The 17,052-nt window shown below is 38.9% G+C and carries 18 protein-coding genes and 2 other annotated features (1 of these 20 cut by a window edge); of the genes, 3 read left to right on the top strand and 15 right to left on the bottom strand.

Going from position 1 to position 17,052, the window contains the following annotated elements; translation table 11 throughout:
* Positions 1–9 precede the first annotated feature (9 nt).
* From polX to zapA, 3 genes are all read right to left on the bottom strand, one after another.
* A complete protein-coding gene (gene polX / locus BK580_RS06085) occupies positions 10–1,731 on the bottom strand; it encodes a DNA polymerase/3'-5' exonuclease PolX (RefSeq protein ID WP_078379470.1) in 1,722 nt (573 codons plus the stop codon).
* A gap of 135 nt (positions 1,732–1,866) precedes the next feature.
* A complete protein-coding gene (locus tag BK580_RS06080; RefSeq protein WP_078379469.1) occupies positions 1,867–2,412 on the bottom strand; it encodes a CvpA family protein in 546 nt (181 codons plus the stop codon).
* A gap of 5 nt (positions 2,413–2,417) precedes the next feature.
* A complete protein-coding gene (zapA, locus tag BK580_RS06075) occupies positions 2,418–2,687 on the bottom strand; it encodes a cell division protein ZapA (protein WP_078379468.1) in 270 nt (89 codons plus the stop codon).
* Positions 2,688–2,792: 105 nt separating this feature from the next.
* Here zapA and rnhC point away from each other — a divergent pair, with 105 nt between their 5' ends.
* Positions 2,793–3,737, top strand: coding sequence for a ribonuclease HIII (gene rnhC / locus BK580_RS06070; protein WP_078379467.1), 945 nt, complete (start codon positions 2,793–2,795; stop codon positions 3,735–3,737).
* Positions 3,738–4,263: 526 nt separating this feature from the next.
* Here the strand turns inward: rnhC and pheT are convergent.
* From pheT to BK580_RS06055, 3 genes are all read right to left on the bottom strand, one after another.
* Positions 4,264–6,678 carry a phenylalanine--tRNA ligase subunit beta gene (gene pheT, locus BK580_RS06065; RefSeq protein WP_078379466.1) on the bottom strand — a complete coding sequence of 805 codons (2,415 nt, stop codon included), beginning with the start codon at positions 6,676–6,678 and terminating at the stop codon, positions 4,264–4,266.
* A 14-nt stretch (positions 6,679–6,692) separates the two neighbouring features.
* The gene (pheS, locus tag BK580_RS06060) at positions 6,693–7,727 is read right to left on the bottom strand and encodes a phenylalanine--tRNA ligase subunit alpha (protein WP_078379465.1); all 1,035 of its coding nucleotides are present in this window, start codon (positions 7,725–7,727) and stop codon (positions 6,693–6,695) included.
* Positions 7,728–7,779: 52 nt separating this feature from the next.
* Positions 7,780–8,018 (bottom strand) — a binding site (T-box leader).
* Positions 8,019–8,070: 52 nt separating this feature from the next.
* The gene (locus BK580_RS06055; protein WP_078379464.1) at positions 8,071–8,829 is read right to left on the bottom strand and encodes a TrmH family RNA methyltransferase; all 759 of its coding nucleotides are present in this window, start codon (positions 8,827–8,829) and stop codon (positions 8,071–8,073) included.
* Between the two features lie 119 nt (positions 8,830–8,948).
* Here BK580_RS06055 and sspI point away from each other — a divergent pair, with 119 nt between their 5' ends.
* Positions 8,949–9,155, top strand: a complete 207-nt coding sequence (sspI, locus tag BK580_RS06050) for a small acid-soluble spore protein SspI (RefSeq protein WP_078379463.1) — start codon at positions 8,949–8,951, stop codon at positions 9,153–9,155.
* A 43-nt stretch (positions 9,156–9,198) separates the two neighbouring features.
* Here sspI and BK580_RS06045 read toward each other — a convergent pair whose 3' ends face one another.
* From BK580_RS06045 to BK580_RS06035, 3 genes are all read right to left on the bottom strand, one after another.
* Positions 9,199–10,161 carry a nuclease-related domain-containing protein gene (locus BK580_RS06045; protein ID WP_169864829.1) on the bottom strand — a complete coding sequence of 321 codons (963 nt, stop codon included), beginning with the start codon at positions 10,159–10,161 and terminating at the stop codon, positions 9,199–9,201.
* Between the two features lie 485 nt (positions 10,162–10,646).
* On the bottom strand, positions 10,647–11,732 hold the full coding sequence (locus BK580_RS06040) for a M42 family metallopeptidase (RefSeq protein ID WP_078379461.1): 1,086 nt from the start codon (positions 11,730–11,732) through the stop codon (positions 10,647–10,649).
* A 154-nt stretch (positions 11,733–11,886) separates the two neighbouring features.
* On the bottom strand, positions 11,887–12,375 hold the full coding sequence (locus BK580_RS06035) for a dUTP diphosphatase (RefSeq protein WP_078379460.1): 489 nt from the start codon (positions 12,373–12,375) through the stop codon (positions 11,887–11,889).
* A 110-nt stretch (positions 12,376–12,485) separates the two neighbouring features.
* Here BK580_RS06035 and BK580_RS06030 point away from each other — a divergent pair, with 110 nt between their 5' ends.
* A complete protein-coding gene (locus tag BK580_RS06030; RefSeq protein WP_078379459.1) occupies positions 12,486–12,872 on the top strand; it encodes a sigma-w pathway protein ysdB in 387 nt (128 codons plus the stop codon).
* Between the two features lie 48 nt (positions 12,873–12,920).
* Here the strand turns inward: BK580_RS06030 and BK580_RS06025 are convergent, their stop codons facing one another.
* The 6 genes from BK580_RS06025 to infC form a co-directional block, all read right to left on the bottom strand.
* A complete protein-coding gene (locus BK580_RS06025) occupies positions 12,921–13,508 on the bottom strand; it encodes a TVP38/TMEM64 family protein (RefSeq protein WP_078379458.1) in 588 nt (195 codons plus the stop codon).
* A gap of 62 nt (positions 13,509–13,570) precedes the next feature.
* A complete protein-coding gene (locus BK580_RS06020) occupies positions 13,571–13,840 on the bottom strand; it encodes a DUF1294 domain-containing protein (protein ID WP_078379457.1) in 270 nt (89 codons plus the stop codon).
* 161 nt (positions 13,841–14,001) lie between these two features.
* Positions 14,002–15,261: a group II intron reverse transcriptase/maturase gene (gene ltrA / locus BK580_RS06015; RefSeq protein ID WP_078379456.1), complete on the bottom strand. Its 1,260-nt coding sequence runs from the start codon at positions 15,259–15,261 to the stop codon at positions 14,002–14,004.
* Positions 15,262–15,857: 596 nt separating this feature from the next.
* On the bottom strand, positions 15,858–16,217 hold the full coding sequence (rplT, locus tag BK580_RS06005; RefSeq protein WP_078379455.1) for a 50S ribosomal protein L20: 360 nt from the start codon (positions 16,215–16,217) through the stop codon (positions 15,858–15,860).
* Positions 16,218–16,240: 23 nt separating this feature from the next.
* Positions 16,241–16,441 (bottom strand): 50S ribosomal protein L35, encoded by a 201-nt coding sequence (gene rpmI, locus BK580_RS06000; RefSeq protein WP_078379454.1) that lies wholly within the window; start codon positions 16,439–16,441, stop codon positions 16,241–16,243.
* 20 nt (positions 16,442–16,461) lie between these two features.
* Positions 16,462–16,980 (bottom strand): translation initiation factor IF-3, encoded by a 519-nt coding sequence (gene infC, locus BK580_RS05995; RefSeq protein ID WP_078382659.1) that lies wholly within the window; start codon positions 16,978–16,980, stop codon positions 16,462–16,464.
* A gap of 56 nt (positions 16,981–17,036) precedes the next feature.
* Positions 17,037–17,052 (bottom strand) — a sequence feature (ribosomal protein L20 leader region) (it continues 123 nt past the right edge of the window).

Here is a 17,052-nt window from a genome sequence, read left to right as displayed (position 1 = left end):
ATACTTGCCTTACGTATGATGACGTGTTAAGAATTTCTTCAACTCTTCTTCTGTCCAGGTGTTTATTACATTTTCTTTTTTTATCCAACCTTTTCGAGCGGTCGCGACACCTGTTTCCATATGTTCTAGCATTTCTATACTATGCGCATCTGTATTAATCACTAGTTTAACACCAGCGTCTTGTGCTAATCTTACATATTTACTTCCTAAATCAAGTCGATGAGGATTTGCATTTAACTCTAGCGCAGTATCTGTTTCTTTTGCTAGCTGAATAAGCATCTCCATATCCACATCATAACCTTCACGCTTTCCTATTAGTCTTCCTGTTGGATGTGCAATGATATCCACATGATAGTTTTCTAAGGCCGCTTTTAGTCTAGCCATAATGACTTCTCTTTTTTGAGAAAAACTAGAGTGAATGGAAGCAATCACAAGATCCATCTCTTCCATTAATTCATCGTCATAATCTAGTGTTCCATCTGGTAAAATATCCATTTCCACCCCTGATAAAATCGTGATATCATGATACTTTTCATTTAATTTTCTTATTTCTTCCTTTTGCAGACGCAATCTTTCGGATGTTAGACCATTGGCTACTTTTAAATATTGCGAATGATCGGTAATAGCAATATATTTATACCCCTTAGCACGACAGGCCTCTATCATTTCTTCTAATGTGTAGGCACCATCACTCCAAGTCGTATGCATATGTAAATCACCTTTGATATCAGACAAAGAAACGAGTGGGATTGTTCCATTATTAATAGCATAATCCACCTCAGTCCCATCTTCCCTTATTTCCGGTGGGATAAAAGGCAAGTTAAAATGCTCGAAAAATTCTTCCTCTGAATTGAAATGAATCATTTCTCCTGATTCAACATTTTCTACTCCGTATTCACTAATCTTTTCTCCACGTTCCTTGGCTAATTGTCTCATTCGGACATTATGATCTTTGGATCCTGTAAAATGGTGGAGAGTTGTTGGATAGCTAATCGGTTCAACTAAACGGAAATCCACTGAGACATCATAATCATAACCAAGCACAATCGATACCTTCGTATCTCCGTTTGCAATGATTTCCACTTGACGATCCATTTTTAGCAATTGTTCACGAACTTCGGAAGGTTGATTCGTCGAAATGATAAAATCTAAATCTTTAATCGTTTCTTTATATCTCCGTAGACTCCCCGCTCGCGAAAATGCTTCGATACCATTAACAGTTGCTAAATATTCTTCTACTTTTTCAGCAATTTCTGTCATAAAGGAGATCGGTAACCGCTCTGGTCGCTTTCCAACCTCACCGATAGCTGCTAGAATTTTTTCTTCTGTTTTTTTGCCAAACCCAGCTAAAGCCTGAACCTTCTCCATTTCACAAGCTTCCTTTAATGTAACGATATCTACTACGTTTAACTCCTGGTAAAGTTTCGCGATTTTCTTACCACCTAAACCAGGTAAATTTAATAGTGGAATAAGGCCCTCTGGTACTTGTTGCTGTAATTCCTCTAGCACTGTTGATTTTCCCGTTTCTAGCAGCTCCTCAATCACAGCCGCTGTTCCTTTCCCGATTCCACTAATCTTTGTGACATCTTCTATTTGGCTAATACTTCTCTCATCATTCTCCAATGCTAATGCCGCTTTCCTAAATGCAGACACTTTAAAACCGTTTTCTCCTTTTAATTCCATATATGTAGCAATGGTTTCTAACCATTTTACGATTTGTTTTTTGTTCATTGGTATCACCTAACCTTATGAGTTTGTCCTATTAAAATCATACAAATATTCTTCGGAAAAGTACAATCAATTGGACTAGATATTCATTTTCCAATTGTAATACAAAGAAAAACCCCTCAAACCAATAGAGGAGTTTTAGTTTCCAGCCATATAACCAGACCAAATGTCTTTTAATTTATCAGAGAACACAGGGGTATTTTCCACAATCCCTTTCGCCATAGACGATTCACTGATAGAAGTTTGTACTATTTCTACTGGTACTAGTGCACCAATGTAAAGTAATACAAACACAATTAAATAGATTTCCACAAAACCTAATAAAGCACCAGCCCAACTATTAACTTGCTTTAAAATTGGCAAATGCGTTAGAAAGTCTAACATGGAACCAATTATTTGGGCAGCAATACGTGTTCCAAAAAACAATATCGCAAACGCAATCGCTCTATAATACGCAGTATCTAAGCTTAATGTTTCAAAGAAGACTGAAGTGGTAGCAGGATCTCCAAAGCTTGGCATAGGAATCCATAGCTTTAATTTTGGTGCTAAATCTGCATAAAACATATATGCAACGACAAATGCAGCAATAAATCCTGACAAATGAACAATTTGCATAATAAAACCGCGACGTATCCCTATAATTAATCCCATAATAAATAGAAAGATGATAATTAAATTTAACATCGTACTCAATCCTTTTTCTTCATTTCTCTTTCAAGTATATCGTATGCCTCTTTTAATTTGATATAATCATGTACAACATTTACAGCTGTAAGTACTGCCAATTTACTTATATCTAAGTTTGAATTTTTACCATTGATTTCTCTCATTTTTTCATCGACAATGGAAGCAACAAGTCGAATGTGACTTATACTTTCCGTACCAACAATCGAGTATTGTTGTCCATATATGTCGACAGTTGTGCGAGTTTTTTGCTCTGACAACGTGTATGCCCCCATTCATAAAATCCTAATCTTAATAATACCATGAAAGATTAGAAAGTGGAAAGCAAACCTAATGGAAACAACAGAAAAATGTAAAAATTTGTAGTAGGAGTGAAAAATTTGTCATATCAAGTCATACAAGTGCCTAGCAATATCTTAGCAAAAATAAAAGATTTTTATCATCCACATCAAATAGAGAAACTACCAGCAGGTGCTGTTTTCGCTGCGAAATCACCACAATGTGCCATCACTGCCTATAAATCAGGTAAGGTTTTATTCCAAGGGAAAGCAGCTGATGAAGAAGCGAATATTTGGAGAGAGTTTGGTGGTACAACAGCGCCTTCGAAATCCGCCAGCAAAACAAAAGCAGCATCACCCGTTGTAAAATCCAAATTGCCTGTCGGTTTTGCTTCACTTTCCGTCATCGGTTCAGATGAAGTTGGAACAGGTGATTACTTTGGTCCAATTACAGTCTGTGCCGCCTATGTAAAAAGGGAACAAATGGCACGTTTAAAAGAGCTTGGCGTGATGGATTCGAAAGCATTAACAGATGAGAAAATCATTCGAATCGCAAAAGATATTTTACCACATCTTCCATATAGCTTGTTAGTTTTACATAATGAGAAATATAATGAGTTGCAGCAAAGCGGCATGACCCAAGGAAAAATTAAAGCGCTCTTGCATAATAAAGCGCTAGAGCATGTTCTTGCCAAAATTGCCCCTGAAAAGCCTGATGCTATTCTTATTGATCAATTTGCCGAAGCAGGCGTTTATTATCGTCATATTGCACAGCAAAAAAATATCGTGAAGGAAAATGTCTATTTTCATACGAAAGCAGAAGGTCTTCATTTATCCGTTGCAGCAGCATCGATCATTGCTCGCTATTCCTTCTTAAAAGAAATGGACAAACTAAGCGAGCTAGCCGGTATTACCATTCCAAAAGGAGCAGGGTCTAAAGTAGACGTAGCAGCTGCTAAAGTAATAAAAAAACATGGTGAGTCCTTTTTGAACAAGGTTGCGAAAGTACATTTTGCTAACACTTTAAAAGCAAAAAAATTAGTATAGTATCACACTTACAATTCTAAAAGTCGTTATGCTATACTTTACTTATACGTATGCTTGAAGAAGCCAAAGTGTTGGACTCACTTTGACTCTTAACAGTATAACCCCCGCAGAAGCACGGCTACTGTGGAATCGAACGATTTAGATTAATCCACCCGACTGCCTAACAGCCAATTAGTCGTCACGGGTGGGTTATTTTTTTGTCATCTCCCTAATTAAAACAATTACTAGATTCACTAATGCAAAGAGGAATAGTCCTGACGTCAAAAATAGTTGCAGTTCACTCATACGGTCACCCCCGTCCCCCACAAGGATTCACCGCACCACCCGTTCCTATTATACTGTCTACTCTATTATACCATTCTATCATAAAAACAGAACATAAGTTCGTACAAATCATTCATTTTACCTATTTTTTATTAGGCTCTGTTAAAGTATAGCGGTGTGTTTAACAGAGCCCTACATGAAAACTACAAAAAAGCGAACTAAAATCCCTTTAAGGATTCTAGTTCGCTTTTCACATCGATATTTAGCTTCTCAATACTGCATTAAATTTCTCTTCTACTACTTGTAATACTTTATTATGAACCTTTGTTACTTCTTCATCTGTTAGCGTGTGCTCAGGGTGGTAGTAACGTAATGCAAAGGCTACTGATTTTTTAGAAGCATCAATCTTGTCTCCTTCGTATACATCAAACACCTGTACCTCTTTCAATAATGCTCCACCAGCAGCTTTAATTTCTTGTTCAAGCTCACCTGCTGCAGTACTGCGATCAACGACAAGCGCAATATCGCGTCCAATGGATGGGAAACGCGGGATTGCATCGTAGCTGATTTCCGCAATTTCTTCTTTTAATAAAGAAGTTAAAGATAACTCAAACACATACGTCTCTGGTAAATCAAGCTCATTTAATTTCTCAGGATGCAGCTGTCCAAGGAATCCAACACTTTCACCATTCAGTAAAATTTCTGCTGTACGACCAGGGTGTAAGCCATCCTTTTCGGCACGGCGATAAGAGATACGTTCTTTTAAACCTAGCATAGCAAACATGCCTTCAAGAATACCTTTTGCGACGAAGAAATCGACCGCTTTTTTCTCGCCTTGCCAAGGGTGCTGTTCCCACAGACCGGTTAATGCTCCTGCTAAACGCTCTTTTTCTAAAGGAAGCACATCGTTTTCTTGCCCAATGAATACGGACCCGATTTCATAGACTGCATTTGCAGGCAAGGAGCGGGCAATGTTATGTTGAAGAACTTCTAATAAATGAGGCACTAAGCTTAAACGCAAGGTGCTTCTTTCTTCACTCATTGGCATTGCAAGTCTAATCGCTTTCCCTTCTTCTAAAGCAAATTGTTTGGCACGACCTTCACTTGTTAAGGAGTACGTAATGTTTTGCAAAAGACCTGAGCCTTCTAAATAACTGCGTACTTTACGGCGTTTTGCTTGGTAAGGTGTTAACACTCCTGGTGTTGCGGCACTTATCGGTAAAGTAGTTGGAATATTATCATAGCCGTATAATCGCGCTACCTCTTCTACTAGATCTTCTTCAATCGTAATATCTCCACGACGTGTCGGAACTGTTACGGTAAATGTATTGTTATCCTCTGACACTTCAAATTGAAGCTTTGTGAAGATTGCTTTTACTTCTGCCGCTGCTATAGAAGTTCCTAAAACGGAGTTGATTTTCTCTACTGTAGTCGTTACAACAGCAGGCTCCACGTTTAATGTGTTTACTTCTACAGAACCGCCTACTACTTCTCCACCAGCATATTTAGCCATTAATGCTGCTGCACGTTCTGCTGCTTGGTGTGTACGGTTTGGATCAATACCTTTTTCAAAACGGGCACTTGCTTCACTACGTAAGCCATGTTCTTTTGATGCACGGCGTACAGTAACGCCATTAAAATAAGCGGATTCTAATAGGATAGTTGTCGTATCCGATTGAACCTCGGAATTTGCTCCACCCATCACTCCTGCAAGAGCGATTGGTTCCACGCCATTTGTAATCACTAAATGCTCTTGGGATAATTTGCGCTCTGCATCGTCAAGCGTAATAATTTTTTCATCCTGATGTGCACGTCTTACTACTACTTCCTTGCTTCCAAGACGATCGTAATCAAACGCGTGTAAAGGTTGGCCATATTCTAATAAAATATAGTTCGTAATATCGACTACATTGTTATGAGGACGAATTCCTGCTGCCATTAGGCGTGATTGCATCCACAGTGGCGACGGGCCAATCTTCACATTTTTGATTACCTTTGCTACATATAAAGGATTATCCGCTTCTGCATCAACTCGAACTGAAATATAATCGGAAGCAGACTCGCTATTTGCAGTGTAAGTAGCTTCTGGCCATTGTACTTCTTTTCCTAAAATAGCAGCTACCTCATATGCTACTCCTAGCATGCTTAAACAATCAGAACGGTTTGGTGTTAAGCCAAGCTCCAATACTTTATCATTACGATTTAAGTATTCAAGTGCATCTTCTCCAACTGCTACATCATTTGGAAATACGAAAATTCCTTCGGAGAAATCCTTGGCAACTAACTTCGAACTTATTCCGATTTCTTGTAAGGAACAAATCATACCGTTTGATTCTTCACCACGAAGCTTCGCACGTTTGATTTTGAAGTTTCCTGGTAAAACTGCACCAACCTTCGCAACAGCTACCTTTTGTCCTTTATCTACGTTTGAAGCTCCACAAATAATTTGAACCGGTTCTTCGTCACCAACATCAACTAAACATTTATTTAATTTATCTGCATTAGGATGCTGCTCTCTTTCTACAACATGACCAATTACAACACCTTGTATGCCTTCGTTTAATACCTCTACTGTTTCTACTTCAATCCCACTTCTTGTGATTTTCTCAGCAAGCTCTTCAGCGGTTACACCATCTATATTTACATAATCTTTTAACCAATTATAAGATACTAACATGTTTTCCCCTCCTCTTAAACTCGATTGAATTGCTTCACGAAACGTTGATCGTTCGTGTAGAAATGACGAATATCATCAATGCCGTAACGAAGCATCGCAATACGCTCAGGTCCCATTCCAAATGCAAAACCTTGATATTTTTTTGAGTCATAGCCAGCCATTTCAAGTACTCGTGGATGAACCATTCCTGCTCCTAAAATTTCAATCCAACCCGTTTGCTTACATACATTACAGCCTTTTCCTCCGCATTTCGCACAAGAAACATCCACTTCAACTGATGGCTCTGTGAATGGGAAAAAACTTGGACGTAAACGAATTTCACGCTCGTCTCCGAACATTTTTTTAGCAAATACTTCAAGAGTTCCCTTAAGATCACTCATGCTAATGTTTTCGTCAATGACAAGTCCCTCAATTTGTGTGAATTGGTGGGAGTGGGTCGCATCGTCATCATCACGACGGTAAACTTTTCCTGGGCAGATAATCTTAATTGGACCTTTCGCTTCATTCTTCTCCATCGTTCTCGCTTGAACAGGGGAAGTATGAGTACGTAATAAAATCTCATCTGTGATATAGAAAGAATCCTGCATATCACGTGCTGGATGATCTTTCGGTAAGTTTAACGCTTCGAAATTATAATAATCTTTTTCCACTTCTGGACCTTCAGCAATGGTATAGCCCATCCCTAAGAATAGATCTTCAATTTCCTCCACTACTTTTGTTAGTGGGTGTTGGCTTCCAGTTGGTGTTGGACGACCTGGTAAGGTAACATCGATTGTTTCAGAGGCAAGCTTTGCAGCTACTGCAGCTTTTTCTAACTCTGCTTGTTTTTCTTCAATTTTGCCGGCAATCGCTTCACGAACGACATTAGCTAGCGCTCCCATTTTCGGTCTTTCTTCCGCTGAAAGCTGCCCCATTCCTCTTAAAATTTCTGTAATAGGACCTTTTTTCCCAAGATAAGCAACACGTACTTCATTCAGCTGCTTTAAATCCTGTGCTTCACTTACTTGTTGTAATGCAAGAGTTTCTAATTCTTTTAAACGCTCTTCCACGTTGATTCCTCCTTTGATATTGTTTTTTTCCAAATAAAAAACTCGCCCCTCAAAAAGGGACGAGATATTCGCGGTACCACCCTAGTTAACAAAGATGTTGGTCATCTTTGTTCGCTTCATTCTGAGATAACGGCTATCCAACCGGTACACCTTTACAGCTAATTTGCTGGTCTAAGTGCCAACTCAAGAGGTGAAATGTTCACTTAACTTTCCTTAAAAATGCTTGCAGTCTACGGCATTTTCTCCCTGAAAAGTACAGTTTAAGCTACTTGCCTCTGTCATCGATTTATTCTTTATGTAACTATTTTTATATTATATTGAAAAGGGGGAGCATATGCAACTGCTATCCGCGTAAATAATACATTAAAATACCCGCTGCTACCCCAACATTTAACGATTCACTCTGCCCATAAATCGGAATAAATAGATTTTGATCCGTTTGAGCCAAGTGTTCTGCTGCCATTCCTTTTCCTTCATTGCCGAGTATAAGAGCAAAGGATGGTGGAGGTGTAATTTCGTGATAGGAAACCCCGTTTTGCAGGGATGTACCGTATACTGGAAAGCCCTCTTCCTTTGTTTTCTTGATCCATTCTGTTAGGTTGCCACGGATTATCGGTAGATGAAACAATGAGCCTTGAGTGGAACGAATGACTTTTGAACTGTATACATCTGCACAACCTTCACCTAAAATAATCAAATCTAATCCAGCAGCATCCGCTGTTCTTATCATTGTGCCCACATTTCCGGGATCTTGTACATTATCCAGCATTAATATTCGATGACTAGGTTTGATTGTAACTTCATCACTTCTTGGAATTTTACAAATTGCCGCAATCCCCTGTGGTGTTTCGGTGTCACTCATTGCTTTTAATACTTCCGGCACAGCATAAGTTAATTGTACATAGTCTAGGTTCCACTGCGCAGGTATCGAACGGTCTTCTGCAAGGATAATTTCCTCCACTAACCCCTCAACTTTTAATGCTTCCTCGACTAAATGGAAACCTTCAATCAGGAATGTGCCTGACTCTTCGCGCTCTTTCTTTTTATGCAGCTTTTTCCACTGCTTTACTCTTGCATTTTTCACTGATTCAATATGCTTCAACGTTTTCTTTCTCCTTTTTACTTCTTCATTACTGCTATTATACGCATTTTACATACATAATTAAAGCAACGATCGTGCATCCTAGTGGATGATACTATTTTCCCGAAGAGGTGATAAGGATGAATTTGAATTTACGTCACGCAATCCGTCAAAATGTGGAAGGCAACTCTCAAGATCAACTTAGAGATACAATCTTAGATGCGATACAAAAAGGCGAAGAAAAGATGCTTCCTGGTTTAGGCGTATTGTTTGAAGTAATTTGGGAGAATTCTTCCGAGCAAGAAAAATCCGAAATGCTCTCAACGCTCGAGGATGGATTAAAATAGTATTGGGTTTTGTGGGGCAGTTCCTGTTTGGGGGCTGTCTTTTTTAAATATTAACAAGGTGATACACTCTATTTTTATTCGAACCAGAATAGGGTAAATTTAACGAGGCCAGTAGCTTAGTTGCAATAAAACGAGATTCAATTTGGAGAAATTCTTTAAACTGTTGATGATTAATAGTTGGTCCAATTAAATGGAAATAGTCCTTTAACGCTTCCTTATGTGCATCTTTAAATGAATCATTACACTGAGGACAGTACCAGGTTCCTTTTCGTTGTAAGGGCATATGCATACACTTTGGGCAATGAACTCCCCTTATCAATTCATCCGGGTTAATACCATATTTTTTTAAAATATCTATTTCTGCTATTGAATTCTTTTTTAAAAGTAAACGCGATATTTTCTTTAGGTCCTTTTCAGTAAAGATATTACTAGTATGATTTTTTTCGAATTGGTCTATTTTAGCAAGGAGATTTTCACTATGAACTACTTTTTGATAGTCTTTAAATTTTGAATCTGCTTTGATAATGGTATGAGGGCTAGAGAAGACTACTAGAGATTTAATTGGAGGAGGTACTATGCTATTATCGTGTAGCCATATTTTCAAGCGTTTTTCATGTTTATGAATTTGAGATAGCGGATTAGTAAATCTCTCTTCTTTACCGTTAAGTGTTCTCGTGAATTGATTAAAACTACTGTCAAAAAACACTGTACCAGAGATATTTTTTATTTCTAAAATGAGGATATATTTAAGGGTTAGTAGGAGAGTGTCTATTTGGAAGAAATTATTAGCTTGGTGCATCAATCGAAGATCATGGAGTATAAAATATTTCCTTTGATCGAGTAAGTTTAAATGATAATCCAATGAAACTTCGCCTTTGTAACCCGCTACCCACTTGGCATAATCATCAAGAATCAATTTTCGTTTTGGGTGCAACTCCGGTAGCCTTCTTAATAATGTTTCTAATACAACGATGATCAAAGGTACTTCTCTTTCTTTATTTATCATTTCATTCCTCCTCATATAGGTATGCCTTATATATTATCAAAAATTCCGAATTATTTCTTTTGTTTTCTCTGAAAGTTAGGAAATTTGTTTTTGGGAGGGGAGAGTTACGGGGTTCTGAGCCAGTTTCAGTATTTTATGAGCTAGGTTCCACCTTTTATGAGTCATGTTCGCTTTTTTATCGGGTCGCTCCACTTTTGTGAGCCGTACTCACCGCTTTCTGAGCCAGTTTCGATATTTTATGAGCGAGCTTCCCTTCTTTATGAGCCATTACCACTTTTTTAGCGGCTCGGACTACTTTTATGAGCCGCACTCATCACTTTCTGAGCCAGCTTCCTTATTTTCAGAGCCACGTCCACTCTTCCATCCGCAAAGCTAATTTGTTGGATATTAACCACATCCAACCTCTATAGAATCCGACCCTCCGACCTTCCGAACCCCCAAATAAAAACCCGCCGTCCTCAGACGGCAGGTTCTCACTCTCACTATCAATCAAACGTCAACTTATTAACCGTATCAGTATCCAAACGCTTAATTACTTCTGTAATCAGCTTCACCGCATTTTCATAATCATCGCGATGTAACATCGCAGCATGAGAATGGATATAGCGTGTTGCAATAGTAATCGACAATGCTGGTACACCTTGTGCAGTTAAGTGAATCGCACCAGAGTCCGTTCCGCCACCTGCAACAGAGTCGAATTGATAAGGGATTTCCATTTCATCTGCAACATCTGTTACAAAGTCACGTAGTCCTTTATGGGAAATCATTGATGCATCGTATAGGATGATTTGTGGACCTTTGCCCATTTTGCTTAACGCTTCTTTTTCAGTGACACCTGGAGTATCACCAGCAATTCCAACGTCCACTCCAAATCCGATATCAGGCTGGATAAGGTTTGCGGAGGTTTTCGCTCCACGTAGTCCTACTTCCTCTTGAACCGTTCCTACTCCGTACACGACGTTTGGATGGTCAGCATCCTTAAGCTGCTTTAACACATCGATTGCGATTGCACATCCGATGCGGTTATCCCAGGCTTTAGCCAATAACATTTTTTCGTTGTTCATTACTGTGAATTCAAAATAAGGAACAACTTGGTCGCCAGGACGCACGCCCCATTCTTGCGCTTCTTCACGGCTAGATGCACCGATATCAATGAACATGTCTTTAATATCTACCGGCTTCTTACGTGCTTCTGGAGGCAGGATATGAGGTGGTTTAGAACCAATGACACCTGTCACATCGCCTTTGTTCGTTACGATTGTTACACGTTGAGCTAGCATTACTTGTGACCACCAGCCGCCAACTGTTTGGAAGCGTAGAAATCCACGTTCGTCAATAGTTGTTATCATAAAGCCAACTTCGTCTAAGTGACCTGCTACCATTACTTTCGGCCCATCAGCTTTTCCGATTTTCTTCGCAATTAAGCTTCCTAAACCGTCAGTGAATACCTCATCTGCATAAGGAGTTATGTATTTTCTCATGACATCGCGTGGTTCTTTTTCGTTACCTGGAATACCTTTTGCATCTGTTAAATCTTTTAGCATTGTTAATGTTTCATCTAACTTCGCCATTTATTTCGACCCCCTTAATTTCTCTCATAGAATATTATACAGAAAACTCATATTAATGTAAAAAAACATCACAATAGATTATAGACAAAGTAGAGGCCCATACTCCATTATGCTGAATGAAAGTGTTTGGTAACTCTCTAATACTCATTTAACATTAGTATCCTTGTTGTTGACGGTCATGATTCACTTTATTTTTTGTCATATAGGCATTCTCTACCTCATCCCAAGTGAAGCCTAACATCGCTCCTAATTCCATAAATGTTGCAAATAATACTAAGAACGGCTCTTCCTGCTTTTCTTCCTTGAATAAGGTCACTAGTTCATAGATAGACAGGAATTGCTCGGTTAGGGACTCTGTTTTTGTTCCAACTTCACGAGGAATGTCGGAGGTATAACCAAGAGTCAGACCTATTGAGAGTAAGAAATGTACCCCATCCACATATTCCTCTAAAATAACTCTTTGCTCAGAAGCTGGCTTCACACTCCAAAATTTAAAACATCTTGTTTCATTTGCCAGCTCCCCTAATTCAACGAGAAGAGCTAAAATCTTTTGCTCCACTAAATCCTGATTTTTTAGACCATGCTGCTTTTCAATTTTCGAATCTAGTTCTAGTTGCATTGTATAAAGCTTTTTTAGTTCCATATGTACCGCCTTCAAAATTTTTTTTTGTAAAAAGTGAAACTTTTAATCTTACTTAACCGTATAGTAGGTATTTTATAATAAATTTTGTATTTTGCGAAGGAGTAGCGAGTATGTTTATTATTCTCATCCGTCTAGCTATGATTGCACTTGTCATTTTTATCATTTATTCGATTTTCAAGTATCTGCTAAATCCGAAACGAAAATTAGAACTTGCCCATGAGCAAAAGAACTTCTATTTATTAGATCAAAAAAATAATGTTAGAAGAAATTTTTTGCTTACCTACAAAGGCGTGCTGTTCGAAGGGGAGAAATATTTAGGAACGACCGATAAAGCTTTTGAAGTCATTTCTATCTTTATTTGGCCGAAGAATCCTGAAAAGCTAAAAGGGTTAAAGAAACAGGATTTCGCTTTCATCCAAAAGGAAGTGCGTAAACAATATCCAGATGCACTTATTGACTGGAAAAGCCCCATTAAAGAATTTTTGCAAGAAGAGTAAAAAAAGAGGTTAACTTTAGTTCCTGGTCAAGTGCCAACGATACTAAGGTTAACCTCTTTTATATTGTTTTTCTTTCTGGAAAAATTGCTCCCATTTCATGACGACTACCTTTTGTCTCATGATGAGCAAGAGAATACTTAAGCCAATCAAAACTACTAGCATTGCAGTTGGGGAAAACTCTTTTATAAATTGTCCAAAAACCGTGTAAATAATAGCGAGAGGGATATTCGTTAGAAAAGAGGCTTTCGCATATTTTGAAAATGTCTTGGTTGTTTCAATTAAACATAGGGAGAGTAGGTGGAAATGGATGAAAGGGATAAGGCGCAATACCGTAACTTGACCAACCGAAAGATTACCACGATTACCAAACAGCTTTTCCTTCATGGTTAACACCTTTCCAAAGACGCCTGGCATCTGCTTGTAAAGAAAATAAAAAAACAGACTGGAAAGTGTTAATCCCAAAATTGAATAGATACTACCTACAAAGCCTCCAAAAAGGGCACCACCTGCTATGCAAATGATTACTACAGGTATGAATAGGACTTGTCTTAATACATGGAATAAAATAAAACCGAGAGAAGCTAACAACCAATGACTTTCTATTATGACAAATAGCACATTTAATTTTTCTTCCATTATGGTCTCACCTCTCAAATTTATTAATAGTAAATAGTAAAGCTTATTCAAGAACTCTTCTATTATGTTAGCCCTGATACAAAATAGCCTATCAAGATTAGTTGGATAATCGTTAGCAATGGCAGACCATATTTAAAGGTAAAATGCTTCGTTTTATGGCGAAAAGTTCGCATTCCGATCCAAGCTCCAAGTGCTCCTCCGCCAATAGCTGTACCCCAAAGATACACTTCCGCTACTCTCCATTGTCGGTTGATAGCCCTTTTTTTATCCACTCTCATTAATAGAAACGTAAAGATATTTATAAGTATGTAAATAACCAAAAATAGTTCCATTCTTCCCCTCCGGATAACGTTTTCTTCCTCAAGTATACTACAAAGGCCGGGAACTGGAGTAGTCGTTGCCTGTTAGGATAAAATGAAATCGAGTAGGAGGGGATGACTAACCCCCGACCTCTCACACCACCGTACGTACCGTTCGGTATACGGCGGTTCAATTAAAATTGACGTAGACTTTGATATCTTGCATATAGACTTTTGAGCCCTTGGGAACTCCAATAGGAGTTCCCAAGGGTTCTGTGTAAGACTGGACTCTTGGAGATTCTCCAGTATTTCTTCCTAGAATTGCCCCATTCGTATGCTTTATATGGGTGAACTCCTAAACCTTTTAATTTCCTCACTTTGGTCTTCGGTTTCTTCCATTCTTTCCATACAATCATTCGTAGCCTTCTTCTTATCCACTCATCAAATTCTTTGAATTTGCTCGGTGTGTCTGCGAGGGCAAAGTAGCTGCACCACCCTACTAGGTATTGGTTTAGCTTCCTTATTCTCCATTCCATTGGGATTGGTTTAGAACGGGAAGTAAGAATTCTTATGTTAGCTTTAAGTCGTTTGATACTTTCGTTTGCTATCCGAACCTTAGGTTCTTTATGAATAGTAAAGCTAAAGCCAAGAAACTTACGCCTCCAAGGGCGGTCTACTGCCGATTTCTCTCGATTAACTTTTAGTTTCAGCTTCTTTTCAATGAAGTCAGTGATGGAGTTCATGACTCTTTCCCCTGCCTTCTTGGACTGAACATAAATGTTACAATCATCCGCATATCGGACGAAATTGTGGCCTCTGGATTCTAGCTCTTTATCGAGTTTATCCAAGAGGATGTTAGAGAGAAGAGGACTTAGCGGACCACCTTGAGGAGTCCCTTCTTCTATTTCATAGACAACACCGTTAATCATAATCCCAGCTTGAAGATATCTTCTAATTAGCTTAAGGACCGTCCGGTCTTTAATTTTAGAAGCCAGTATTCCCATTAGCTTGTCATGATTTACTTTGTCAAAGAATTTCTCAAGGTCAATATCAACCACCCATCTGTTTCCTTCTTTCATAAACCCTTTTGCTTTCCGAACGGCATCATGTCCCCTTCTATTCGGTCGGAAGCCATAACTATGCTCGGAGAAAGCTGGGTCAAAGATTGGAGTCAGTGCTTGAGCGATTGCCTGTTGAATGAATCGGTCTGTCACAGTAGGTATTCCTAGTAAACGGACTCCACCGTTCGATTTCGGGATTTCGACTCGACGTACAGGACTCGGTTTATAGGTACCATTCCTTAGGGATTGACAAAGGGAATCCCAGTTGTCAACGATATGTCTTCGTAGGGATTTTACGGACATTTCATCGATTCCGTGGCTTCCTTTGTTCCTTTCCACACGTTTGAGTGCTTCTATTAAGTTTTCCCGTGACAGTATCCTATCCATTAACATTAGATATTTCCTTTCTACGCGAACGAGAAGTTTATTTGTGTTATTCTTGCTCCACCCTCTTGAAGTCCCCCATGGGATTCACCACTTCCTCCTTCAAGTAAGTCTCCTAAGAGATTGTCTGCTTCAACACAAGAATTGTACGCATAATTCTCGTTCTTCTTTAATTGTTCAGTCCTTCCCTTACTTTCTCGAGTAAGTAAGGTACTATGACATCTGCTGACTTCTGACTGTTCAGCTATTTATCGCTAAATAGGTTACCAAGTGTGCTTGGCTAATCAATCAGACCTCCCCGGGTAAGAGTACAATCTTTCCTTCCATCTATCTGCTTCATTTACTTTGTATCACCTTTGGCAGAAAGGACTTTGTTTTGAATTGCAAACTCATCCAGTGATACCTAGCCTTCTATGAAGTTCGTATTCCTCAGACCGGAAGTTTGCCGCCCGCTTCCTTCAGATTCCACGTCACCATGGACACCCTTGCGTTAAGCTAACCGTTACTTCTGCCTTCACAGTTCGGGACTTGCACCCTATAGATTGCACCCATGCCGGGCGCACAATAAAAGAGACTATATCGAAATATAGCCTCTTTAAGAAAAATTATTTATTTAAGCTGCTTTTTGCAGCAGTTGCTAATTCAGCAAATGCTTTTTCATCGCTAACTGCTAGCTCAGCTAACATTTTGCGGTTTACTTCAATACCAGCTACTTTTAATCCGTGCATTAAACGGCTGTAAGAAAGACCATTCATGCGAGCCGCTGCGTTGATACGAGCGATCCAAAGCTTACGGAAGTCACGTTTCTTTTGACGACGATCACGATAAGCGTACATTAATGATTTCATTACTTGTTGATTTGCTACTTTATATAAAGTGTGTTTAGAACCGTAATAACCTTTAGCTAATTTAATGACTTTTTTACGACGTTGGCGTGTTACTGTACCGCCTTTAACTCTTGGCATATTATTTCCCTCCTAATTAAATATTATCTTAAGTTGTCTAACATGTGACGGATGCGTTTGAAATCGCCTTTGCTTACTACAGCAGCTTTACGTAGTTTACGTTTTTGCTTCTGAGACTTGTTAGCGAATAAGTGACTTGTGTAAGCATGAGAACGTTTCAGTTGGCCAGATCCAGTTTTCTTGAATCTTTTCGCTGATCCGCGATGAGTTTTCATTTTAGGCATGGGTGTTCCTCCTCATATCGTTACTTTTCGTTTTTCGGTGCTAGTACTAAGAACATACTACGTCCATCCATTTTTGGATGAGACTCAATTGTTGCTACTTCTGCGCAAGCGGCAGAGAATCGATCAAGAACACGTTGACCAATTTGTTTATGTGTAATTGCACGACCTTTGAATCGAATCGAAGCTTTTACTTTGTCCCCTTTTTCAAGGAACTTAATTGCATTTCGAAGTTTCGTATTGAAATCATGCTCATCAATAGTAGGACTTAAACGAACTTCTTTTAGGTTGATCACTTTTTGGTTTTTACGCGCTTCTTTATCTTTCTTCTGTTGTTCGAAACGGAACTTTCCGTAGTCCATAATTCGACATACAGGAGGCTTCGCATTAGGCGCAACCATTACTAAGTCAAGATTTGCACGAGTCGCTATTTCTAAAGCTTCCTGTTTTGACTTAATTCCAAGCTGGTCTCCATTTTGACCGATTAGACGAACTTCACGAGCACGAATGCCATCGTTTACCATCATGTCCTTGCTAATAATTAGCCACCTCCAAGGTTTTTTTTCCGAACACCGTTTGACGAACAATTTACTTTTGTACAAACAAAAAAGTGT

It is taken from the genome of Sutcliffiella halmapala (assembly GCF_002019665.1).
In the GTDB taxonomy this organism is placed as follows: domain Bacteria; phylum Bacillota; class Bacilli; order Bacillales; family Bacillaceae_I; genus Sutcliffiella_A; species Sutcliffiella_A halmapala.
Note: the sequence above shows the minus strand (reverse complement) of the source record. Positions and strands in the feature narration are given on the sequence as shown.